Here is a 21,554-nt window from a genome sequence, read left to right on the forward strand (position 1 = left end):
GCTTGCGGAAAGTGGCGCCGGGCCGGCGGGAGTCGGCGACGGGAGCCGCTCAGGCCCCCTGCCCTCCCCCGCTTACAGCGGCTCGGCGTAGAGGTCGTGGACGTCGCAGTCGGTGATGCGGACGCGGGCGAACTCGCCGGGCTCGAGGTGTTCGCCGGCGGGGATGACCACGAGGCCGTCGATCTCGGGGGCGTCGCCCGGCGAGCGCGCCAGGGCGCCCTCTTCGTCCACCTCGTCGACCAGCACGGTCATTTCGCGACCGATGAAGCGCTCGAGGCGCTCGGTGGAGATGTCCTCCTGGAACTCCATGAGCTGGATGCGACGCTCTTCGCGGATCTCCTCGGGCACGGCGCCGGGGAGCTCGTTGGCGGCGGCGCCTTCGACCGGCGAGTAGGCGAAGGCGCCGACGCGGTCGAGCTTGGCCTCTTCGAGGAACTGCAGGAGCTCTTCGAAGTCGGCGTCGGTCTCGCCGGGAAAGCCGGTGATGAAGGTCGAGCGGATGGTGAGGTCGGGGCAGATCTCGCGCCAGCGGCGGATGCGCTCGAGGTTGTTCTCGGAGCTGGCCGGGCGCTTCATGGCCTTGAGGATGCGCGGGCTGGCGTGCTGGAAGGGCACGTCGAGATAGGGCAGGATCTTGCCTTCGGCCATCAGCGGGATGATGTCATCGACGCTGGGGTAAGGGTACACATAGTGCAGGCGCACCCACACGTCGAGCTCGCCGAGGGCCTTGCACAGGTCGTAGAGCTTGGTGCGCAGCGGGCGGCCGCCCCAGAAGCCGGTGCGGTATTTGGTGTCGACGCCGTAGGCCGAGGTGTCCTGGGAGACCACCAGCAGCTCCTTGACGCCGGCATCGACGAGGTTCTCGGCCTCGCGCATCACGTCGCCGATCGGGCGGCTGACGAGGTCGCCACGCAGGGACGGGATGATGCAGAAGGTGCAGCGGTGGTTGCAGCCTTCGGAGATCTTGAGGTAGGCGTAGTGGTTGGGCGTGAGCTTGATGCCCTGGGGCGGCAGCAGGTCGATGAAGGGGTCGTGGGGTTTGGGCAGGTGCTTGTGCACCTCCTGCATGACCTGCTCGGTGGCGTGGGGACCGGTGACCGCGAGCACCTGCGGGTGGGCCGCCATGACCACGTCGTCCTTGGCGCCGAGGCAGCCCGTGACGATGACCTTGCCGTTTTCGGCGAGGGCCTCGCCGATGGCGTCGAGGGACTCTTCGACGGCGGCGTCGATGAAGCCGCAGGTGTTGATCACCACCAGGTCGGAGCCCTCGTAGGACGGGGAGATCTCATAGCCCTCGGCGCGCAGTCGGGTGAGGATGTGTTCGGAGTCCACAAGCGCCTTGGGGCATCCGAGGCTGACGAAGCCGACTTTCGGAGCGGCCGCGGGTTTGGATTGGGTCATGCGTGAAAAACCTGAAGGGTAGAAAGCACAAGGGCCGCGACGATCGCGGCCCGGTTTTTATTTGGCAGGGCTGTCGGGCTCGGCCGGCGGCGTGTCCGGATCGAGCTTTTCGGGGGAGAAGCCCGCGGGGAAGGCCGGGAACTGGAAGCCGGAGAAGAGGTTGCGCGTCTGGCTGTCGAGCTGCTCCTGCATCTGCGCGTACATCTTCTTGCTCTGCTCCATGTAGGCCCCCATCATGCTCTGCATGGCAGGCCCCTGGAAGTTGAGGAACTGGGCCCACAGGTCCTGGCTGACGGTGGCGTTCTCGCCATACACCGAGCGGACCTGATCCTGAAGCTTGGCCTGCATGTCGGTGAAGGCCTTGATGTTGCTTTCGAGGTACTTGCCCATCATCCCCTGCATGGCGTTGCCGTAGAAGCGGATCATCTGGGACAGCAGGTCGCTGGTGAACATCGGAGCGCCGCCAGCCTCTTCTTCGAGGATGATCTGCAGCAGGATGTTGCGGGTGAGGTCTTCGCCGGACTTGGCGTCGACGACCTGGAAACTGCCGTGCTCGAGCACGAGCTCCTTCACGTCGGCGAGCGTGATGTAGGAGCTGGTCTGCGTGTCGTAGAGGCGGCGGTTAGGGTATTTCTTGATCAGGCGAATTTGATCGGCCATTTTTTGATATCTCCTCGGTGGCGATAGACTCGCCCACCGGGATTATACTGCACTGCGCAATAAAAAACCCCGCCCAAGGGCGGGGTTGCGTGCAATGCGTCGCGCGCAGGCGATTACTGGTAGTACAGGCCGCCGTTGACGTTCAGGGTGGCGCCGGTGACGTAGCCAGCCAGTTCGGAGGCCAGGTAAACCACGGCCGCGCCGATTTCTTCGGGCTTGCCCAGACGCTTGACCGGAACGGTGTCGATGATGCCCTGACGGATCTCTTCCTTGATCGCCATGACCATGTCGGTGCCGATGTAGCCCGGGGCGATGGCGTTGACGGTGACGCCCTTGGTGGCCAGCTCGGCAGCCAGCGCCTTGGAGAAACCGATCACACCGGCCTTGGCGGCGGAGTAGTTGGTCTGGCCAGCCTGGCCCTTGACGCCGTTGACGGAGGAGATGTTGATGATGCGGCCCCAGCCACGCTCGGCCATCTTCGGGGAGATGGTGTGGGTGACGTTGAAGAGGCTGGTCAGGTTGGTGGCGATGACGGCATCCCACTGGCCCTTTTCCATCTTCGGGAAGAACTTGTCGCGGGTGATACCGGCGTTGTTCACCAGGATGTCGATCGGGCCGACTTCGGCGGTGATCTGCTCGACGGCCGCCTTGCACTGCTCATAGTCGGAGACGTCGAAGCCGTACAGCGGGATCTCGAGGCCTTCGGCCTTGCGGGCTTCAACCCACGCGTCCTTGGCGGGATCGCCCGGGAAGAAGTTGCCGACCACGCGGACACCCGCAGCAGCCAGAGACTTGCAGATCGCGGTGCCGAGACCACCAACTGCGCCAGTAACGAGAGCGATACGTTGCGTCATTTAACTTTCCTTTGTTGCACTGCCAAACGGAAGCAGAATTAGAACATATGCTGACCGCCGTTGATAGAGATATTGGCCCCGGTCACGAAGGCTGCCTCATCCGACGCGAGATAGGCGACCAGTCCGGCGATCTCTTCGGGCTTGCCCAGGCGGCTCACCGGGATATGCGGGAGGATCTTGGATTCGAGCACTTCCTGAGGGATGGCCATGACCATCTTGGTGCCGATGTAGCCCGGCGAGATGGTGTTGACGGTAACCCCGGCCTTGGCCACTTCGAGGGCCAGCGACTTGGTGAAACCGTGCATGCCGGCCTTGGCGGCGGCATAGTTGGTCTGGCCGAAGGCGCCCTTGATGCCATTGACCGACGAGACGTTGATGACGCGGCCCCACTTGCGCTCGACCATGCCGTCCATGACCTGCTTGGTCATGTTGAAGACGCTGTCGAGGTTGGTGTGGATGACGGCGTCCCAGTCGGCCTTGGTCATGCGCTTGAAGGTCATGTCGCGGGTGATGCCGGCGTTGTTCACCAGCACGTCGACGGGGCCGATGTCGTTGGTGATCGCCTCGACGCAGGCCTTGCAGGCGTCGAAATCGGAGACGTCGCAGGGATAGGCCTTGAAGCCGTAGCCCATGTTGTTCATGGTCTGGAGCCATTCGGCGGCCTTGTCGTTGCCCGGCGAGTGGGTGGTGACCACCCTGTAGCCGAGCGCCGCCAGCTTGATGCAGATGGATTCGCCCAGACCGCCCATCCCCCCGGTAACCAGTGCTACACGTGCCATGTTGTTTCCCTCCTCTTGGTTAGTAGTGATTGCGGGGCCACATCGTTGGCGGCCGCCGCGGGTTGAAACCTTGTAGATCGGTTTTTCATGTAAATACGGCGCCGGACAATGGCCGGCGCCGTAGCGTTTCATGGGTCAGACGGTTTCCTTGACATAGCGACCGGGCGCGGGCTCGATCACCTTGTACTTGGTGTTGCCCGGCTTGTTGCGGGCCGCCACCATGTCGCCGCTCTTCGGGCGCAGCCACTCGACCCAGTTGAGCCACCAGCTGCCCTTCTGCTCGGTGGCCGCGTCGAGCCACTCTTCGGGCACCGAGGCGGTGGATTCGCTGACCCAGTAGCTGCGGCGGTTCTTGGAGGCCGGGTTGATGGCGCCGGCGATGTGGCCGCTGGCGCCGAGCACGAAGGTGGTCTCGCCGCCGAGGAACTGGCGCACCAGGTAGGCGCTGGTCCAGGGCACGATGTGGTCTTCGCGGGCGGCCATCAGGTAGGCGGGCACGTCGACCTTGCCGAGGTCGACCTTGACGCCGAGCATCTCGAGCTTGCCGGGGACGCGCAGGTTGTTCTCGAGGTACATGTTGCGCAGGTACCAGGCAATGAACGGGCCGGCGATGTTGGTGCTGTCGGAGTTCCAGTACAGCAGGTCGAAGGCGTCCGGGGTCTTGCCCTTGAGGTAGTTGCCCACCACGTACTGCCAGATGAGGTCGTTGGCGCGCAGGCTGGAGAACACCTGGGCCAGCTCGCGGCCGAAGAACACGCCGCCCTTGCCGATGGTGGCCTCGCGACCGGCCACGGAGGCTTCGTCGACCAGGCAGCCGATCTCGCCGGCGTCGGCGAAGTCGAGCAGGGTCGTCATGAGGCTGAGACTCTCGACCGGGTCTTCGCCGCGGCCCTTGAGCACCGCCAGCGCCGAGGTGAGGATGGTGCCGCCGACGCAGAAGCCCAGGGCGTGGGGCTTCTTGACCTTGGTGATGTCGCGCACGACGTCGAGGGCGGTGATGGGGCCGAGCTGGAGGTAGTCGTCCCAGCCCAGGTGGCCCTGCTCGGCCTTGATGTTGCGCCACGACACGAGGAACACCGTGAAGCCCTGCTCCACCATGAAGCGCACCAGCGAGTTGGCCGGCTGCAGGTCCATGATGTAGAACTTGTTGATGCAGGGCGGGACGATCAGCAGCGGGGTCTTGTGGACCTTCTCGGTGAGCGGCGCGTACTGGATCAGCTGGATCAGCTCGTTCTCATAGACCACCGAGCCCGGCGTGGTGGCCAGGTTGCGGCCGATCTCGAAGGCCGAGTCGTCGGTCATGGAGATGCGGCCCTTCTCCATGTCGGCGATGAGGTTCTTGATGCCCTGGGTGATGCTCTCACCGCGGGTCTCGATGGCGGTCTGGATGAACTCGGGGTTGGTGGCCGCGAAGTTGGACGGGGCCATCGCGTCGACGTACTGGCGGGTCAGGAACTGCATGCGCTCCTTGGTGCGCCCGTCGGCGATGGGCAGCGCGTCGGCCAGCTTGGTGAGGTAGTCGGAGTTGAGCAGGTAAGCCTGGCGGATGTAGTCGAAGACCGGGCTGGCCGTCCATTCGGGGGCATTGAAGCGGCGGTCGCCGGGCGCCGGCTGGGCGACGGGCTGGGCCGGCTCGCCCGGGCGGACCTGGGCCATGCCGGTCCACAGGCGGGCGTGGGCTTCGGCGAGCTCCTGCTGCAGGCGGGCCATCTCGGAGGCCTCGGGGAGCGGCAGCTGCGGCGCCTGGGCAGGGGCGACCTGCTGGAAGGCGGCGTTCTGCTTGCCGAGAAAATCAAGAAAGCCGGCGGCCAGCGACTGGCCGAACTTGAACATGCCGTTGAGCGCCTCGGCAGACTGCTCGGGTGTGACAGACATCCATATCTCCTTTTTGGTGTTCGTCCGCAGGCGCACCGGTGGGTGGGCGGGCCGCCGCCCTCTCCGCTCGATGCTCTCAAGGAAACGCAGGGGCGCCCCAGGTTTTTTGCCCCACAAAGGGGGCGGGCTGGGCGGGGCACGGCCCTGGGGGCGCTCAGTTAAACCCGACGCAGCCTGCGGCCTTGTAGAATTCGTGTATGTATATTATTGCGATTGCCTGGTTGTATGTTGCGGTGCTGGCTGCCGCATCCGATACGACCGTCATTGGCGGGATCCTGACCTTCGTCTTCTATGGCGTTGCGCCGCTCTCCCTGTTTCTCTGGCTGTTCGGTACGCCGGCCCGGCGCCGACGCTCAGCCCAGCGCTCGCTCGGCGAGGGGGTGGGCCAGGGCGATCGAGGCGATGCCGGCGGCGATCAATAATACCTGCTGGGCGGTGGCGCGCAATTCCGTTCGCTTGTGCAGCCCCGGAATCAGATCGGCTACCGCGACGTAGATCATACTCGCCGCCGCAAGGGCGAGGAACACCGGCACCAGCTGCTGCATGTGGGACAGCGCGAAATACGCCAGGATGCCGCCGACCAGGGTGGCGAGGCTCGAAAGCAGGTTGAAGGCCAGCGCCTTGCGGCGGCTGTAGCCCGAGTGGAGCAGGATCAGGAAGTCGCCCAGCTCCTGGGGGATCTCATGGGCGATGATGGCCAGCGCGGTGACGATGCCGAGGGGCGTGCTCTCGACGAAGGCCGCGGCGATCAGCACGCCATCGACGAAGTTGTGGAAGGTGTCGCCCACCAGGATCAGCAGGCCGCTGCGGCCATGGTCGTGGCCGCCGTGCCCATGGCCGTGACCGTGCTGGTGGCTGTGGGGCTCGTGGCCGGCGCAGCCTTCATCGTGGCAGTGCCGCCACAGCACGAGCTTTTCGAGCACGAAGAACAGCAGGATGCCGGCGAGGATGTTCATCGCGGCTTTCTCGGGGGATTCGGCGGCTTCGATGGCGTGGGGCAGCACCTCCAGGAAGGAAGCGCCGAGCAGCGCGCCGATGGCATAGCTGATCAGCACCGGCACCCAGTGGGGGCGCGCGGCGTAGGAGATGCCGGAGGCCACCAGCACGCTGAGCAGACCGCCGGCGAGACTCATCAGAACGATCCAGGCGATGGGCGTCATGGTCATGGGGGTTTTGAAGTGGGCGGGCAGTATATCGCCAGTACGGGGCCGAGCCGGCGCTCAGGCCAGCCACACCAGCGACGCCATGCGGCCGGTGCGGCCGTCGCGGCGATAGGAGAAGAAGCGCCCGGCATCGGCAAGGGTGCAGGCGTCGCCCCCATGCACGCTGGCGACACCCAGCGCGGCGAGGCGCTGGCGGGCGAGCAGGTAGAGATCGGCGAGCCACTTGCCGGCGGGGCCGGCGGGGCGAAAGGCTGCCGCGGCGGCCGGGTCGTCGGCCACGAAGGCCGCCCTCACCTCGTCGCCGACCTCGAAGGCATCGGGGCCGATGGCCGGGCCGAGCCAGGCGACGAGCCCGGCGGCGGGCACCCCCATCGCGCGGACGGTAGCCTCGATCACCCCACCCTGCAGCCCGCGCCAGCCCGCGTGGGCGGCGCCGACGACGGTGCCGGCCCGATCGCACAGCAGCACCGGCAGACAGTCGGCGGTCATCACCACGCAGACGGCGCCCGGGCGACGGGACACCGCCGCGTCGGCGTCGGGCACCCCAGCATGGCTGGCGAGGTCGACCACCGTCGTGCCATGCACCTGATTGAGCCAGCACGGCTCGGCGGGCAGCAGGCCGCGCAGGCGGGCCCGGTTGGCGGCGACCACCGCCGGGTCGTCGCCCACGTGGGTGCCGAGGTTGAGGCTGTCGAAGGGCGCCGTGCCGACACCGCCGGCGCGGGTGGTGGACAGGGCCTTGACGTTGGCCGGCGCGGGCCAGGCGGGGACGATCCAGGCGTCGCTCATGGCGCCTCCCCGCGGAGCCGGCGCAGCAGGCCGTCGAAATCGGCCGGCAGCGGCGACTGCCAGCGGCAGGCCTCGCCGCTGCGCGGGTGGATCAGGCCGAGCTGCCAGGCATGCAGCGCCTGGCGCGGGAAGGCGTCGAGGCGCGGGTCGGCGCTCTTCGCCTTGCCGTAGGTGGCGTCGCCGACCAGCGGATGGCCGATGTGGGCCATGTGCACGCGGATCTGGTGGGTCCGCCCGGTGGCGAGCTCACACTCGACGAGGGTCGCGCGGGTGAAGCGCTCGACCACCCGGTAGCGGGTCAGCGCCTCGCGCCCCCCGGGCACCACCGCCATCTTGGTGCGCTGCACCGGATGGCGGCCGATCGGGGCATTGACCTCGCCGCCCGGCGCCGGCTCGCCATGCACGAGGGCATAGTAATGGCGCTTGACGCTGCGCGCCTGGAGCTGGCGCACGAGGTCGGTCTGGGCTTCGAGGGTCTTGGCGACGACCAGCAGGCCGCTGGTGTCCTTGTCGAGGCGATGCACGATGCCGGCCCGCGGCAGCTCGCGGAACGCCGGGCCGTGGTGCAGCAGCGCGTTGAGCAGGGTGCCCGACCAGTTGCCGCTGCCCGGATGCACCACCAGCCCCACCGGTTTGTCGATGACGACCAGGGTGTCGTCCTCGAAGACGATCTGGAGCGGGATGTCCTCGGCCTGCTCGGCGAGCATGGCTTCGGAGGGTTCAGGGCTCACGAGCACCGTCTCGCCGCCCCACACCTTGGTCTTCGGATCGGGGGACGCACCGGCGATGGTGATCCGCCCCGACTTCAGCCAGGATTGCAGGCGACTGCGGGAGTGCTCCGGGAACAGCCGGGCGAGGGCCTGGTCGGCGCGCATCCCGGCGCATTCGTGAGGAATCGATTCGCGTTGCGGCGAAGGGGGAGAAGCGGCTGGGCTATAATCGACCCAGTCTTCTTCCAAAGAGTTTTCAATGGCGCATTTCACCCTGCGTAGTTTAACGCTTACCGGCTTCCTGCTGCTCGCCGGATGCAGCGGCCTCCCCGACATGGCGGACGAAACCGCCGGCTGGAGCGCCCAGAAGCTGTATACCGAGGCCAAGGAGTCGATGGGCGATGGCGCCTGGGAACGCGCCATCAAGATGTTCGAGAAGCTCGAGGCGCGCTACCCCTACGGCCGCTACGCCCAGCAGGCGCAGCTCGAAGTGGCCTACGCCTACTACAAGTCGAACGAACAGGCTTCGGCGGTGGCGGCCTGCGAGCGCTTCATCAAGCTGCACCCGAACCACCCCAACGTCGATTACGCCTACTACCTGAAGGGCCTGGCCTACTTCAACGAAGACCTCGGCCTGCTCGGGGCGCTGGCCAACCAGGACCTCTCCGAGCGCGACCCGAAGGCCGCCCGCGAGTCCTTCACCACCTTCAAGACCCTCAGCGAGCGCTTCCCCGACAGCAAATACACGCCCGACGCCCTGAAGCGCATGCGCTACCTGGTGAACGCCCTCGCCGCCTACGAGGTGCATGTGGCGCGCTACTACCTCAAGCGCGGCGCCTACGTGGCCGCCGCCAACCGGGCCCAGGCAACGCTCAAGGACTTCCCCAACTCGCCGGCCAACGAGGAAGCCCTGGCCGTGATGATGCTCAGCTACGGCGCCCTCGGCATGCCCGAGCTGCGCGACGACGCCGAGCGCGTGCTGCGCAAGAACTTCCCCAACAGCAAATACCTCGGTGCGGGCCTGCCCAACGCCAAGGAGCGCACGTCCTGGTGGAAGATGTGGTGATGCGCCCGGGGCTCCGTCATGGATGAAGCCGTCCGCCAGGCCCTGGCGCGCTGGCCCGACGTGCCCCACTGCTTCGGCTGGCTGAGCCTGTCGCGGCGCGGGGAGTGGTGCGTGCCCGACGGCCCGATTCGCCACCCGGGCCTCGCGGCCTTCATCGGCCGCAACTACGAGGCCGATGCCGACGGCCGCTGGTATTTCCAGAACGGCCCGCAGCGGGTCTTCGTGAGCCTCGCCTACACGCCGCGGATCCTGCGGCTGGCCGCACCGGAACAGTTGCAGACCCACACGGGCCAGCCCGTCGACACCCTGTCGGAAGCCTGGCTCGACGAGGAAGGCAGCCTGCTGCTGGGCTCGGAGCACGGCATCGCACTGCTCGACGACCGGGACCTGGCCGCGATGGCCGCCCACCTCGTCGGCGACCTCGAACAGCCCGACGGCCCCGTCGAGCTGCACTGGAACGGCCAGCACCTGCCGGTGGGGCGCATCGCGCGGGCCGACGTGCCTGCACGCTTCGGCTTCGTCGGCCAGCCGGCCTGAAACCAGGCCGGCGCCCTCACCCGGCGCGGGTCAGCCCCGGCCGTAGGTGTCTTCAAAGCGGACGATGTCGTCCTCGCCCAGATAGCTGCCCGACTGCACCTCGATGATCTCGAGGGGGAGCTTGCCCGGATTGGCCAGCCGGTGCACGTGGCCCAGCGGGATGTAGGTGGATTCGTTCTCGCCGAGCAGGAAGGTGCGCTCGCCGTTGGTGACCTCGGCGGTACCCTTCACCACGATCCAGTGCTCGGCCCGGTGGTGGTGCATCTGCAGGCTGAGGCTGGCACCCGGGTTCACGACGATGCGCTTCACCTGGAAGCGGGCACCGTTGTCGATGGAGTCGTACCAGCCCCAGGGCCGGTGGATCTTGCGGTGGGCCGAGGCCTGGCTGCGTTTGCCGGCCTTGAGGGCGGTGACGATCTGCTTGACGTCCTGGGTCTTGTCCTTGCTGGCCACCAGCACCGCGTCGGGGGTCTCGACGATCACCGCACCCTCGAGGCCCACGCAGGCCACCAGGCGGTCCTGGGCATACACCAGGGTGTCGCGGCTGTCCTCGAAGAGTACGTCGCCGCGGGCCACGTTGCCGTTGCCGTCCTTGTCGGCGATCTGCCACAGGGCGTCCCAGGCGCCCACGTCCGACCAGCCGGCCGACATCGGCACCACGCAGCCGGCGATGCCGAGGCCCTCGGCGGCGGCGAGCTTTTCCATCACCGCGTAGTCGATGGAATCCGACGGACAGGCCGCGAACGCCGCCTTGCCCACCCGCACGAAGTCGGCGTCCCGCGCGCCGGCCTGCCAGGCTTCGGCGCAGGCCTGGGCCATCGCGGGCTGCAGGTGCCCGATGGCCTTCAGCCAGGTGCTGGCGCGAACCATGAAGAGGCCGCTGTTCCAGAGGTATTCGCCGCTGTCCAGGTAGCGCTGGGCGGTGGCGGCGTCGGGCTTCTCGACGAAGGCGGCGATGGCCTTGCTGCCGTCGGGCCGGTCGGCGCCGCAGCGGATGTAGCCGTAGCCCGTCTCGGCCCGGTCGGGGACGATGCCGAAGGTGACGATGGCGCCGTCGCGGGCCGCCGGAATGCCGGCATCGATGGCGGCCTGGAAGCCGGCGAGATCGGCGATCACGTGGTCGGCCGGCATCACCAGCAGCACCGGGTCGGCGTCGGCTGCGGCCAGGGCCGCCAGCGTCAGCGCCGGCGCGGTGTTGCGCCCGATAGGTTCCAGCACGATGTTGCCGCTGGCCCGCCCGGCCGAGCGCAGCTGCTCGGCGGTGACGAAGCGGTATTCCTCGTTGCACACTACGATCGGCGCGGCAGCCACCGGCAGCTGGCCGGCAAAGCCGGCGAGGCGGCCGGCGGTGGCCTGCAGCATGGTTTCGTTGCCGACCAGGGCGAGCAACTGCTTGGGATACTGCTCCCGGGAGAGCGGCCACAGGCGGGTGCCGGAGCCCCCGGAGAGGATGACGGGCTGGAGTTCGATGGAATGCATGACTGACAGTAAAGGGCGGAAATCGGACGGCGCCCCCGGCCCAAGGCCCTGGAGACGCCTGCTCAGCCGCCTTTCTAGCACGAATCGGCGGGCGGATTCGTTACCATCAATCAACAGGCATTATGCCGTCGGCGCAGGCGGCGCATCGGACAACCATGATCCGACCACCCGCTCGACTTCCTCAACCCCTGTCTTCTTGAGACTCGAGAACAATTGCACGGTGACCTGCTCGCCCAGGGGCGCGAGCTCCTTGCGCACCGCGGCCAGCGTGGCGGCGGCCTCGCTGCGGGTGAGCTTGTCGCTCTTGGTGAGGAGCACGTGGATCGGCCTACCGCTCGGCGCGAACCAGCCGATCATGGTGCGGTCGCGGTCCTTGAGGGGGTGGCGCGAATCCATGATCAGCACCAGGCCGATCAGGTTGGGGCGGCGGGTGAGGTAGTCCTCGAGGAGGTGCTGCCACTGGCGGCGCACGGCCTCGGGAACTTCGGCATAGCCGTAGCCGGGCAGATCGACCAGCACCGCGCCGTTCTGCAGCCGGAAGAAGTTGATCAGCTGGGTGCGGCCGGGCGTCTTCGAGACGAAGGCGAGGCGCGTGTGGTTGGCCAGGGTGTTGATGGCGCTCGACTTGCCGGCATTGGAGCGACCGGCGAAAGCCACCTCGAGGCCCCGCGGCGGCGGCAGGCCGCTGGGCTTGGCGATCGAGATTTCGAACTGGGCGTTGCGGAAAAGGGACATGGATGGGCCGACCTGGCCGCGGCGGGCCTTGGCCTGCCGTGCCACTGCGTCGCGCAAATGACTGGAGTTAATATAGAATAGCAGGTTTGAGACACCCACATTCTTGGCTTCCGAGGACATCATGATCAAGCGTTCCCTGCTGCTTTCGCTGCTTCTGGCCGCCACCGCGGCTCAGGCCCAAGACAAGGCCGCCGCCCAGCCCGATATGGCCAAGGCGAAACAGACTGCCGAACAGGTCTGCGCGGCCTGCCACGGCGCCGACGGCAACAGCCAGATCCCCGCCAACCCCAAGCTCGCCGGCCAGCATGCGGAATACCTCCTCAAGCAGCTCCGCAACTTCAAGAGCCAGGACGGCAAGCCCGCCGAGCGCGTGAACGGCATCATGGGCGGCATGGTTGCGGCCCTGTCCGACGATGACATGAAGGGCCTCGCCGCCCACTTCGCGAGCCAGGAGCAGAAGCCCGAATCCGCCAAGAACAAGGCCTCCATCGAGCTCGGCCAGCGCCTGTGGCGCGCCGGCGACCTGAAGCGCGGCATCCCGGCCTGCGCCGCCTGCCACGGCCCCGCCGGTGCCGGCCTGCCCGCCCAGTACCCGCGCCTGTCCGGCCAGTTCGCCGACTACACCGAAGCCCAGCTGAAGTCCTTCCGTGCCGGCGAGCGCGCCAACGACCCGGCCAAGATGATGCGCACCATCGCGCTCAAGATGACCGACCCGGAAATCAAGGCGGTTTCCGACTACGCGGCCGGCCTGCGCTGAGCGACGGCCGCCCCCGGGGCCACGCGTGCCGCGGCCCCGCCCCCCGAGGGGGCAGCAGGCAATTGACGGTCCGGTCGGGCCGACGGAAGGGGTGGTCGAGGCCGCCCCTTCCTGTTTTATGGTCCCGGCCCCGTCACCCGGCCCAGCCTGCCGATTCACGACCCTGGCCACGGCGCCATCGACCTGACCCTCCACCGCGAAAGCATCCATGCGACACCGCAGCACCTCCCGCGCCCTTTACGAACTGCTCAGTTCGATGCGCTTCGCGATCAGCCTGCTGACCATCCTCGGCATCGCCTCCATCATCGGGACGGTGCTCAAGCAGAACGAGCCCTACAACAACTACCTCAACCAGTTCGGCCCCTTCTGGTTCCCGGTCTTCGAGAAGCTCGAGCTGTATTCGGTTTACAACTCGGTGTGGTTCCTGACGATCCTGGGCTTCCTGGTGCTGTCGACCAGCGCCTGCATCGTCCGCCAGACCCGCCCGATGCTGCGTGACATGCGCAGCTTCCGCGAGAGCGCCCGCGAGAGCTCCCTCGCCCAGTTCCAGCACCACGCCCGGCTGGGCACGAGCCTCGACGCCGATGCAGCCCGCCAGGCCACCGAAACCTATCTCGCCGGGGCCGGCTTCCAGGTGCGCGCCAACCCGCGCGACGACGGCCTGCTGCTGGCCGCCAAGCAGGGCAGCTGGACCCGCATCGGCTACTTCCTGGCCCACGCCGCCATCGTGCTGATCTGCCTCGGCGGCCTGCTCGACGGCAACCTGCCCCTCAAGGCCCAGATGGCCCTGGGCGGCAAGGTCGTCACCTCGGGCAACCAGCTGATCTCCGACATCAAGCCCGAGAGCCGCCTCGGCCTCGACAACTGGAGCTTCCGCGGCAACGTGTTCATCCCCGAGGGCAAGAGCGCCAACGTGGCGGTGCTCAACGTGCAGGACGGCATCCTGCTGCAGGACCTGCCCTTCACCGTGTCGCTGCACAAGTTCCACCTCGAGCACTACGACACCGGGATGCCCAAGCGCTTCGCCAGCGACATCCTGATCACCGACAACGCCACCGGCAAGTCGGTCGAGAAGACCATCGAGGTGAACAAGCCCTTCGAGTTCGACGGCATCATGATGTACCAGGCCAGCTTCGAGGACGGCGGCTCGCGCCTCAAGCTGCTCGGCCACGACCTGCGCCCGACCGGGCCGGCCGCCCCCTTCCCCGCCGAGGCGGCGGTGGGCGACAGCATCAAGCTCGCCAACGGGGGGCTCGACTACACCGTCGAGGTCGGTAGCTTCCGCGCCTTCAACATCGAGAACATGGCCAACGAGGAGGCCGCCGAGACGAGCACCGTCGCCCGCCTCGAGAAACACCTGGGCAGCGGCGCCAAGTCGCCCACCCGAAAAGACATGAAGAACGTCGGCCCGAGCTTCCAGTACAAGCTGCGGGATTCCGCCGGCCAGGCCCGCGAATACCAGAACTACATGCAGCCGATCGAGCAGGACGGCGCCTGGTACATGCTGTCGGGGATGCGCGAGAGCCCGTCGGCGCCCTTCCGCTTCATGCGCATCCCCGTTGACGAGGACGGCCGGATCGACACCGCGCTGGCGATCCGCCGCGTGCTGCTCGACAAGGCGCGCCACGCCGAGCTCGCGCGCCAGTTCGCGGCGGTGATGGTCGGCCCGGACGCCGGCCCGGCCGTGCGCAGCCGCATGCAGGACACCACCGCCAAGACCCTCGAACTCTTCGCCGTGGGCGGCTTCGAGAGCGTCGGCAAGTTCATCGAGAGCACCATCCCCGAGGCCGAGCGCGAGAAGGCTGCCGACGTCTTCATCAAGATCCTCGAAGGCGCCGGCTGGGAGGCCTGGAAGCTCGCCCGCGCCACGGCCGGCCAGCCGCCCCTCGAAATGAACGGGGTGCGCGCCCGCCTGCTGCGCGACACCCTCAACGCCACCAGCGACAGCCTGCACTACGGCGCGCCGGTGTATCTGCAGCTCGCCGGCTTCGACGAGGTGCGCGCCACCGTGCTGCAGGTCACCCGCTCGCCGGGCAAGCCCATCGTCTATCTCGGCTCGCTGCTGCTGGTGCTGGGCGTCTTCGCGATGCTCTATATTCGCGAACGTCGGCTCTTCGTGCTGATCAAAGCTTCCGGTGAGACCCTGGTGGCCCTCAGCTCCAACCGCAAGTCGCTGGACGTGGACGAGAGCTTCCGCCAGCACCGTGACGCCCTCGCCGCCCTGCTCAACCCGAACGCCGGGCCGTCCGCCCGCCCCTGATGTGAGGATTGCCCGACCATGGAAATCGCCCATCCCACCCATTCCCGCATGAAGCGCCCCACCGGCATCGGCGACTGGCTGTTCGCCCTCGCGCTGGCCGGCGGCGCGGTGTTCGCGCTGCGCCAGTACGGCGGCTTCATGGACGTTTACGACAAGGCCATCCTGCTGCTGGTGGTGCCGGGCCTGGCGGCCGTCGGCTGGGCCTGGAAGCCCTTCCGGGTCTTCCTCGTTGCCGCGGCGGCCCTGGCGCTGGGCAGCATCTCGCTCTACCAGGGCGACCTCGCCCGGGCCGAGCAGGTGTTCTTCCTCAAGTACCTCATCTCCAGCCAGACGGCGATCATGTGGATGAGCGCCCTCGTCTTCATCGCCACCGGCGCCTACTGGCTGGGCCTGCTGGCCCGCTCCGACTTTGCCGAGAAGACCGGCTCGGCCCTCACCTGGTGCGCGGTCACGATGGGCACCACCGGGCTGCTGGTGCGCTGGTACGAGAGCTACCTGATCGGCACCGACGTGGGCCACATCCCGGTGAGCAACCTCTACGAGGTGTTCGTGCTGTTCTCGCTGATCACCGGCCTGCTCTACCTGTTCTACGAAGGCCGCTACGCCACCCGGCGGATGGGCGCCTTCGTGCTGCTGGTGATCTCGGCGGCGGTGGCCTTCCTGCTGTGGTACAGCTTCTCCCGCGAGGCCCACGAGATCCAGCCGCTGATCCCGGCCCTGCAGAGCTACTGGATGAAGGTCCACGTGCCGGCCAACTTCATCGGTTACGGCGCCTTCGCGCTGGCCGCGATGATCGGCGTGGCCGACCTGCTGGTGCGCCGCGGCATCCTGGCGAGCCGCCTGCCGAGCCTGGAGGTGCTGGGCGACGTGATGTACAAGGCGATCGCCATCGGCTTCGCGTTCTTCACCATCGCCACCATCCTCGGCGCCCTGTGGGCCGCCGAAGCCTGGGGCACCTACTGGCAGTGGGACCCCAAGGAAACCTGGGCCTTCATCGTGTGGCTCAACTACGCCGCCTGGCTGCACATCCGCCTCACCAAGGGCCTGCGCGGCCCGCTGCTGGCCTGGTGGGCGGTGATCGGCCTGCTGGTGACGGCCTTCGCCTTCGTCGGCGTCAACATGTTCCTGTCAGGCCTGCACTCCTACGGCTCGCTCTGATTCAGCCCCGCCCCCGCCGGCCCGCCTCTAGGCGGGCGATCTCGGCCGCACTGAAGCCCGCCCTCCGTCGGGCTTCCACATTGAGGGGGCGCGGCGGCCACGGGGCGTCAAAATCCGCCATCAGAGCCAGATAGGTGGCCTCCGGCTCCAGGCCGCGTTCGGCACAAAAATGGCGAAACCAGCGGTCGCCCAGCGCCACGTGGCCGATCTCGTCGCGCAGGATGATGTCCAGCACCGCGATGCTCGCCTCATCGCCGATGCGGCGCAGGTTGGCAACGATCGGCGGCGTGGCGTCCAGGCCGCGCGCCTCCAGCACCCGCGGCACCAGGGCCATCCGGGCGAGCGGGTCGGCGGCGGTCTTGACGGCCATGTCCCACAGGCCGCGGTGGGCGGGGAAGTCGCCGTAGCCGTAACCCAGCTCGGCGAGCCGGCCGCTCACCAGACCGAAGTGGTACGCCTCCTCCTGCGCCACCTGCAGCCAGCCGTCGTAGTAGTCGTCGGGCAGCCCCCGGAAGCGATACACGCAGTCGAGGGCCAGGTTGATCGCGTTGAATTCGATGTGGGCGATGGCGTGCAGCAGCGCCGCATGCCCCTCCGGCGAGCCCGGCTTGCGGCGGGGCACCGCCGTGTGGGGAATCAGCTCGGGGCGCACCGGACGGCCGGCGTCTTCCACCGCCAGCACCGGGCAGGTGCTGGTGACGGGCACAGGCAGGAGGCCGGCGGCGCGGTCGTTGCAGAGAGAAGCCACGGCCGCCACCTTGTCGGCCGGCTCACCGCACATCAGGGCCCGATAGGCACGGGCGTGCAGGTCATCGTATTCAGGCATGGGGGCGGATGGTAGCAGCTCCCGCCCGGCGACGAGCGGCGGCAGGCGTGCAAAAAAAAGGCCGCACCCTTGCCGGTGCGGCCTCAACCCTTGAAGCTGTTGTGTCTGGCGTACGGCTCAGGCGGCCTTGCGCCTGGCGGCCTGCGGCGCCTTGGTGGCGGCACCCACGGCTCCGCGAAGCGCCAGCAGGTTGGCGTCGGTGATGTCCTGGATCTGGGCGCCGACCTTGTTCATGTTTTCCATCGCGGCGATCTGGGTGTCGAGGCTCTTGCAAAGGGCGTCGAAGACCACCGCAAAGCCTTCCGGCGCGCCTTCGGCGATGCGGCCGATCTGCGCCTGCATCTGGCGGGTCGCCTCGACGGCCGACTGCTGGGCCACGGCAGCCAGGATGTCGCGGGTTTCGACGAGCAGTTCGTAGTGACCGCGGGCGCAGTCGGCGGCACGGGCGATGCCCGGCTTGACGTGGGTTTCCTGCCACTGCAGGAAGGAAGCCGGCTCCTTGACTTCGAGCAGGGCCTGGACGGCGGCCAGCGCGTCACGGGTGGAGGCGAGGCCGGCGTCGAACTGCAGGCGGGTCATCTTCTCGAGCTGGGCGCTGAGGCTTTGACCGAATTCGGCGATACGATCGAACGAGACGGGGTTGAACGGGACGAACGCGCTGAAATCCTTGGCAAACATTCCTTGCTTCCTCATGATTGAAAAGGCAGCCGGCCTGGACTAGAGGGTTGTCTCCTCCACCTCTCCGGGTGATCTTCCGCTCTGTGGCCGTGCTTGCGAAGCACCGCGTGTGCAGTGCACAACAGCGCGAAGTGTGCCAAATTTGCGCACCCCGCCAAATCCGGCGTTTCCCCTTCAGACATCAGGGAAAACCCGGAACGCGCGCCGTGCCGGGGCTGCCAGGCCGTGACGCGGCCCCCCTCAGGGCCCGCTCTTCGGCTCGGCCGACCAGCCGATGCTGACGACGAGGCGCACGAGCTCGGCCAGGGAATCGACCTGGAGCTTTTCCATCACCCGGGAGCGGTGCTGCTCGACGGTCTTCATGCTGATGCCGAGGTCTTCGGCGATCTGCTTGTTGAGGCGGCCGGCGACCATGCCGGCCATGACCTCGGATTCACGGGTGGTCAGGCTGGCGATGCGGGCCTGGATCTCGGCCAGCCGGGCGCGGGCAGCCCGCTGGGCGGCGGCAAGCTGGACGGCCTCCTGAATCCGGTCGAGGAGCGCCTGCTCGTTGAAGGGCTTCTGCAGGAAATCGAAGGCGCCGTCACGCATGGCCCGGGCAACCATCGGGACATCCCCGTGGGCCGACACGAAGATGATGGGCAGGTCGTGCCCGAGACGGACGAGGCGCTCCTGCAGCCCCATGCCGCTGAGCCCCGGCATGCGGACGTCCAGCACCAGGCAGTGGGCCCGGCGCAAGGTCTCGTCGTCGGCCAGGATCTCGAGGGCACTGGCGAAGCTGCGCACCGGCAGCCCCAGGGTTTCGATGAGCAGACTGGTGGATAGCCGGACGGCGTCATCGTCGTCCACCACGCATACGAGCGGATCATCCATCTCAGGCCTCCTGCCGGCTTGCCGCGCCCGACGGCGGCGGCACCGGCTTCATCCGGCAAGCGCCGGGAGCGTAAAACAGAACGTCGTCCCTTCGGGACCCGTGCGTTCGATCCACAAACGCCCTCCGTGATTCTCGATGATGGTCCGGCAGATCGGCAGCCCCAGGCCGACTCCGTCGGACTTGGTAGTGAGGAAGGGGACGAAGGGGTCGGCCAGGATGGCCTCGGCGAGGCCTGGCCCCCGGTCGGCGACCGCCAGCTCCACCCAGCCGTCGGCGGTGGGGCTGGCCGAGATCCGCAGGCTGCGGTCGCCGTCGAGGGTACTCATCGCGTCGATGGCGTTGCGGATCAGGTTGGTCAGCACCTGTTCGAGCTGGACGTGGTCGGCAAGCACCGGCGGCAGGCCATCGGCCATGTCGAGGACGACCCGGATGTTGTTGGCCCGCAGGTCGGGCTGCATCGAGCGGACGACGCTCCGCACGGCTTCGCCGATGGTCACCGGACTGGTCACCGGCCGGCCCTTGCGGACGAAGCCGCGCACCCTGTGCACGATCTCGCCGGCGCGCAGGGCCTGCTGGGCGATCATCTGCAGCGGCTCCCGGAAGGGGTCGGCGAGGGCGCCCACGGCATCAAGCCGGCGCAGCACGAGGGCGCTGAAGTTGCGGATTGCCGTCAGGGGCTGGTTGAGCTCGTGGGCCAGGGCGGTCGCCATCTCGCCCATCTGGATGAGGCGGCCGGCCCGCGCCAGCTCCTGCTCGCGGCGCTTCTCGCGCTCGATGGCGAGGTAGCGGTCGTGCACGTCGCGGACGGTGCCGGTCATGCGCAGCGCCTTGCCGCTGGCGTTTCGCTCCATCACCTTGCCCCGCACCGCCACCCAGCGATAGCTGCCGTCCTCGCACAGCACGCGGAACTCGACGTCGGCGATCGCCTCCTGCCCGCGGATGTGGGCGTCGAACACCGCCATCGCCCGCCGCAGATCGGCCGGATGCAGGCGCTCGGGCCAGATGTCGTTGCCGCGCACGGGGCGGTTGCCGCACAGGCCGATGATGCTCCGGAAGGAAGCGCTGACGTAGATCTCGCCGCTGCAGACGTTCCAGTCCCAGCGGGCATCGCCATGGCCTTCGAGGGCAAAGCGCCACAGGCGCTCGGACTTCTGGAGGTTGTCGAGCTCGGCACGGGCGCCGCCGATGTCCCGGTGGGTGCCGACGAAACGCTGGGGATTGCCCGCCGCGTCCCGCTCGCAGACCCCGCCGCGGGCCTGGATCCAGTGATAGCGCCCGTCCTTGCCGAGCAGCCGGAACTCCGCCGCGTAGACCTCGGTGGCACCGTGGAGGCAGGCCTCGAGGCGGCGCAGGGCCTCGTCCCGGTCTTCGGGATGCAGCAGCCTGCGCCATTCGAGGGCGGCGGTTTCCGCGGCGGAGTAGCCGAGCATGGCCCCCCACCGGGGCGACCGATACTGGCTGCCGCTGCGCAGATCCCAGTCCCACACCCCGTCGCCCGCCGCCTCGAGGGCCAGCCGCCAGCGCTCGCCGCCGTCGGCCGACGGCACCACGGGGGGCGGGGCGTCCGACACGGCGCGTCCCGTCAGCGCAGGCCGCCGCCCGGCATCAGGCCCTTCATGGCACGCATCATCTTCTGCATGCCGCCCTTGGAAAACTGCTTCATCATCTTCTGGGTCTGCTCGAACTGGCTGAGCAGGCGGTTGACCTCCTGCACCGTCACGCCCGCCCCCGCGGCGATGCGGCGCTTGCGGGAGGCCTTGAGAAGCTCGGGCTTGGCGCGCTCGAGGGGCGTCATGGAGTTGATGATGCCCTCGATGCGCTTGACGGCCTTCTCCTCGACGCCGCCCTGGAGCTGGCCCGCGGCCTGGGCGAACTGGGCCGGCAGCTTGTCCATCAGGCTGCTGAGGCCGCCCATCTTCTTCATCTGGCCGAGCTGGTCCTTGAAGTCGTTGAGGTCGAAGCCCTTGCCGCTCTTGAGCTTCTGGGCGAACTCCTTGGCCTTCTCCTCATCGACGCCGCGGCGCGCGTCCTCGACCAGCGACAAAATGTCGCCCATGCCGAGGATCCGGCTGGCCATCCGCTCGGGGTGGAACTCCTCGAGCCCGGCGAGCTTCTCGCCGACGCCGGCAAACTTGAGCGGCTTGCCGGTGACGTGGCGCACCGACAGGGCCGCGCCGCCACGGGCGTCGCCGTCGAGCTTGGTGAGCACCACGCCGGTGAGGGGCAGCGCGTCGTTGAAGGCACGGGCGGTGTTGACCGCGTCCTGGCCGAGCATCGCGTCGACGACGAACAGTGTCTCGATGGGCTTGACCGTGGCGTGGAGGGCCTGGATCTCCTCCATCATCGCCTGGTCGATGGCGAGCCGGCCGGCGGTATCGACGAGCAGCACGTCCATGTAGTGGCGGCGGGCGTAATCGACGGCGGCGAGGGCGATGTCGACGGGCTTCTGGTCGGGCGAGGACGGGAAGAACTCGACCCCCGCCTGCTGGGCGACGGTCTGCAGCTGGGCGATGGCCGCCGGGCGATAGACGTCGGTGGACACCACCATCACCTTCTTCTTCATCCGCTCGGAGAGCAGCTTGGCGAGCTTGCCGGTGGTGGTGGTCTTGCCGGCGCCCTGCAGGCCGGCCATCAGGATGATCGCCGGGGGCTGGGTGGCGAGGTTGAGGCCCGCGTGGGCGCCGCCCATGAGGTCGGTGAGCTCGCGGTGCACCACCCCGACCAGGGCCTGGCCGGGAGTGAGGGAGCTCAGCACCTCGGTGCCGACGGCCTTTTCCTTGACCCGGGCGATGAAGTCCTTGACCACCGGCAGGGCCACGTCGGCCTCCAGCAGGGCCATGCGGACTTCCCGCAGGGCGTCCTGGATGTTGTCTTCGGTGAGTCGGGCCTGGCCGCGCAGGGTCTTGACGACCTTGGCCAGTCGCGTAGTGAGGTTGTCCAGCATGATGGTCTG

General features: G+C 68.0%; 20 protein-coding genes. 5 read left to right on the plus strand and 15 right to left on the minus strand.

From position 1 onward, the window contains the following. Window positions 1–72 precede the first annotated feature (72 nt). From rimO to rluD, 8 genes are all read right to left on the minus strand, one after another. Window positions 73–1,401 carry a 30S ribosomal protein S12 methylthiotransferase RimO gene (rimO, locus tag ACE3OU_RS06945; protein WP_374240815.1) on the minus strand — a complete coding sequence of 443 codons (1,329 nt, stop codon included), beginning with the start codon at window positions 1,399–1,401 and terminating at the stop codon, window positions 73–75. A gap of 57 nt (window positions 1,402–1,458) precedes the next feature. Beyond that, window positions 1,459–2,061, minus strand: a complete 603-nt coding sequence (gene phaR / locus ACE3OU_RS06950) for a polyhydroxyalkanoate synthesis repressor PhaR (RefSeq protein WP_374240816.1) — start codon at window positions 2,059–2,061, stop codon at window positions 1,459–1,461. A 113-nt stretch (window positions 2,062–2,174) separates the two neighbouring features. Beyond that, a complete protein-coding gene (phbB, locus tag ACE3OU_RS06955; protein WP_374240817.1) occupies window positions 2,175–2,915 on the minus strand; it encodes an acetoacetyl-CoA reductase in 741 nt (246 codons plus the stop codon). A gap of 38 nt (window positions 2,916–2,953) precedes the next feature. After that, complete coding sequence (gene phbB / locus ACE3OU_RS06960; protein ID WP_374240818.1) at window positions 2,954–3,694, minus strand: acetoacetyl-CoA reductase; 741 nt, start codon at window positions 3,692–3,694, stop codon at window positions 2,954–2,956. Window positions 3,695–3,829: 135 nt separating this feature from the next. Further along, complete coding sequence (locus ACE3OU_RS06965; protein ID WP_374240819.1) at window positions 3,830–5,569, minus strand: PHA/PHB synthase family protein; 1,740 nt, start codon at window positions 5,567–5,569, stop codon at window positions 3,830–3,832. A gap of 353 nt (window positions 5,570–5,922) precedes the next feature. Further along, window positions 5,923–6,735: a ZIP family metal transporter gene (locus tag ACE3OU_RS06970; RefSeq protein WP_374240820.1), complete on the minus strand. Its 813-nt coding sequence runs from the start codon at window positions 6,733–6,735 to the stop codon at window positions 5,923–5,925. Window positions 6,736–6,789: 54 nt separating this feature from the next. Further along, window positions 6,790–7,521, minus strand: a complete 732-nt coding sequence (gene pgeF, locus ACE3OU_RS06975) for a peptidoglycan editing factor PgeF (RefSeq protein ID WP_374240821.1) — start codon at window positions 7,519–7,521, stop codon at window positions 6,790–6,792. Further along, window positions 7,518–8,504 carry a 23S rRNA pseudouridine(1911/1915/1917) synthase RluD gene (gene rluD, locus ACE3OU_RS06980; RefSeq protein WP_374240822.1) on the minus strand — a complete coding sequence of 329 codons (987 nt, stop codon included), beginning with the start codon at window positions 8,502–8,504 and terminating at the stop codon, window positions 7,518–7,520. The genes pgeF and rluD overlap by 4 nt, the downstream gene beginning before the upstream one ends. Here rluD and ACE3OU_RS06985 point away from each other — a divergent pair. Together ACE3OU_RS06985 and ACE3OU_RS06990 are read left to right on the plus strand one after the other, a co-directional pair. Continuing rightward, entirely contained in the window at window positions 8,491–9,297 is an 807-nt protein-coding gene (locus tag ACE3OU_RS06985) for an outer membrane protein assembly factor BamD (protein WP_374240823.1), read from the plus strand. The two genes, rluD and ACE3OU_RS06985, sit on opposite strands and share 14 nt — an antisense overlap. A gap of 18 nt (window positions 9,298–9,315) precedes the next feature. After that, window positions 9,316–9,834, plus strand: a complete 519-nt coding sequence (locus ACE3OU_RS06990; protein ID WP_374240824.1) for a DUF2946 family protein — start codon at window positions 9,316–9,318, stop codon at window positions 9,832–9,834. A 30-nt stretch (window positions 9,835–9,864) separates the two neighbouring features. Here ACE3OU_RS06990 and ACE3OU_RS06995 read toward each other — a convergent pair whose 3' ends face one another. After that, window positions 9,865–11,304 (minus strand): mannose-1-phosphate guanylyltransferase/mannose-6-phosphate isomerase, encoded by a 1,440-nt coding sequence (locus ACE3OU_RS06995; RefSeq protein WP_374240904.1) that lies wholly within the window; start codon window positions 11,302–11,304, stop codon window positions 9,865–9,867. 129 nt (window positions 11,305–11,433) lie between these two features. Beyond that, window positions 11,434–12,048, minus strand: coding sequence for a ribosome biogenesis GTP-binding protein YihA/YsxC (gene yihA / locus ACE3OU_RS07000; RefSeq protein ID WP_374240825.1), 615 nt, complete (start codon window positions 12,046–12,048; stop codon window positions 11,434–11,436). Window positions 12,049–12,169: 121 nt separating this feature from the next. On the opposite strand from yihA, the gene ACE3OU_RS07005 reads away from it, so the two are divergent. From ACE3OU_RS07005 to ccsB, 3 genes are all read left to right on the plus strand, one after another. Next, the gene (locus ACE3OU_RS07005) at window positions 12,170–12,805 is read left to right on the plus strand and encodes a cytochrome c (RefSeq protein ID WP_374240826.1); all 636 of its coding nucleotides are present in this window, start codon (window positions 12,170–12,172) and stop codon (window positions 12,803–12,805) included. Window positions 12,806–13,013: 208 nt separating this feature from the next. Beyond that, the gene (locus ACE3OU_RS07010) at window positions 13,014–15,065 is read left to right on the plus strand and encodes a cytochrome c biogenesis protein ResB (RefSeq protein WP_374240827.1); all 2,052 of its coding nucleotides are present in this window, start codon (window positions 13,014–13,016) and stop codon (window positions 15,063–15,065) included. Between the two features lie 18 nt (window positions 15,066–15,083). After that, on the plus strand, window positions 15,084–16,223 hold the full coding sequence (gene ccsB, locus ACE3OU_RS07015) for a c-type cytochrome biogenesis protein CcsB (RefSeq protein WP_374240828.1): 1,140 nt from the start codon (window positions 15,084–15,086) through the stop codon (window positions 16,221–16,223). A 1-nt stretch (window position 16,224) separates the two neighbouring features. Here ccsB and ACE3OU_RS07020 read toward each other — a convergent pair whose 3' ends face one another. The 5 genes from ACE3OU_RS07020 to ffh all read right to left on the minus strand — a co-directional run bounded on the left by ACE3OU_RS07020 (window position 16,225) and on the right by ffh (window position 21,545). After that, the gene (locus tag ACE3OU_RS07020) at window positions 16,225–17,049 is read right to left on the minus strand and encodes a ferritin-like domain-containing protein (RefSeq protein WP_374240829.1); all 825 of its coding nucleotides are present in this window, start codon (window positions 17,047–17,049) and stop codon (window positions 16,225–16,227) included. Window positions 17,050–17,166: 117 nt separating this feature from the next. Further along, window positions 17,167–17,727, minus strand: coding sequence for a phasin family protein (locus tag ACE3OU_RS07025; protein ID WP_374240830.1), 561 nt, complete (start codon window positions 17,725–17,727; stop codon window positions 17,167–17,169). 240 nt (window positions 17,728–17,967) lie between these two features. Next, a complete protein-coding gene (locus ACE3OU_RS07030; protein ID WP_374240831.1) occupies window positions 17,968–18,600 on the minus strand; it encodes a response regulator transcription factor in 633 nt (210 codons plus the stop codon). Window positions 18,601–18,648: 48 nt separating this feature from the next. Then, on the minus strand, window positions 18,649–20,172 hold the full coding sequence (locus ACE3OU_RS07035) for a PAS domain-containing protein (protein ID WP_374240832.1): 1,524 nt from the start codon (window positions 20,170–20,172) through the stop codon (window positions 18,649–18,651). Window positions 20,173–20,183: 11 nt separating this feature from the next. After that, on the minus strand, window positions 20,184–21,545 hold the full coding sequence (gene ffh / locus ACE3OU_RS07040; protein ID WP_374240833.1) for a signal recognition particle protein: 1,362 nt from the start codon (window positions 21,543–21,545) through the stop codon (window positions 20,184–20,186). Between the last annotated feature and the right edge of the window lie 9 nt (window positions 21,546–21,554).

The sequence above is a fragment of the Zoogloea sp. genome, from assembly GCF_041908905.1.
Classification (GTDB): Bacteria; Pseudomonadota; Gammaproteobacteria; order Burkholderiales; family Rhodocyclaceae; genus Zoogloea.

Excerpts from the sequence above, each read along its gene's own strand:
- ACE3OU_RS06990 (WP_374240824.1), top strand. The coding sequence starts at position 9,316 with ATGGATGAAGCCGTCCGCCAGGCCCTGGCGCGCTGGCCCGACGTGCCC.
- ACE3OU_RS07030 (WP_374240831.1), bottom strand. The coding sequence starts at position 18,600 with ATGGATGATCCGCTCGTATGCGTGGTGGACGACGATGACGCCGTCCGG.
- ACE3OU_RS07005 (WP_374240826.1), top strand. The coding sequence starts at position 12,170 with ATGATCAAGCGTTCCCTGCTGCTTTCGCTGCTTCTGGCCGCCACCGCG.
- phaR (WP_374240816.1), bottom strand. The coding sequence starts at position 2,061 with ATGGCCGATCAAATTCGCCTGATCAAGAAATACCCTAACCGCCGCCTC.
- phbB (WP_374240818.1), bottom strand. The coding sequence starts at position 3,694 with ATGGCACGTGTAGCACTGGTTACCGGGGGGATGGGCGGTCTGGGCGAA.
- phbB (WP_374240817.1), bottom strand. The coding sequence starts at position 2,915 with ATGACGCAACGTATCGCTCTCGTTACTGGCGCAGTTGGTGGTCTCGGC.
- rimO (WP_374240815.1), bottom strand. The coding sequence starts at position 1,401 with ATGACCCAATCCAAACCCGCGGCCGCTCCGAAAGTCGGCTTCGTCAGC.
- ccsB (WP_374240828.1), top strand. The coding sequence starts at position 15,084 with ATGGAAATCGCCCATCCCACCCATTCCCGCATGAAGCGCCCCACCGGC.
- ffh (WP_374240833.1), bottom strand. The coding sequence starts at position 21,545 with ATGCTGGACAACCTCACTACGCGACTGGCCAAGGTCGTCAAGACCCTG.
- ACE3OU_RS06965 (WP_374240819.1), bottom strand. The coding sequence starts at position 5,569 with ATGTCTGTCACACCCGAGCAGTCTGCCGAGGCGCTCAACGGCATGTTC.
- ACE3OU_RS07025 (WP_374240830.1), bottom strand. The coding sequence starts at position 17,727 with ATGTTTGCCAAGGATTTCAGCGCGTTCGTCCCGTTCAACCCCGTCTCG.
- pgeF (WP_374240821.1), bottom strand. The coding sequence starts at position 7,521 with ATGAGCGACGCCTGGATCGTCCCCGCCTGGCCCGCGCCGGCCAACGTC.
- ACE3OU_RS07010 (WP_374240827.1), top strand. The coding sequence starts at position 13,014 with ATGCGACACCGCAGCACCTCCCGCGCCCTTTACGAACTGCTCAGTTCG.
- ACE3OU_RS06970 (WP_374240820.1), bottom strand. The coding sequence starts at position 6,735 with ATGACCATGACGCCCATCGCCTGGATCGTTCTGATGAGTCTCGCCGGC.
- ACE3OU_RS07020 (WP_374240829.1), bottom strand. The coding sequence starts at position 17,049 with ATGCCTGAATACGATGACCTGCACGCCCGTGCCTATCGGGCCCTGATG.
- ACE3OU_RS06985 (WP_374240823.1), top strand. The coding sequence starts at position 8,491 with ATGGCGCATTTCACCCTGCGTAGTTTAACGCTTACCGGCTTCCTGCTG.
- yihA (WP_374240825.1), bottom strand. The coding sequence starts at position 12,048 with ATGTCCCTTTTCCGCAACGCCCAGTTCGAAATCTCGATCGCCAAGCCC.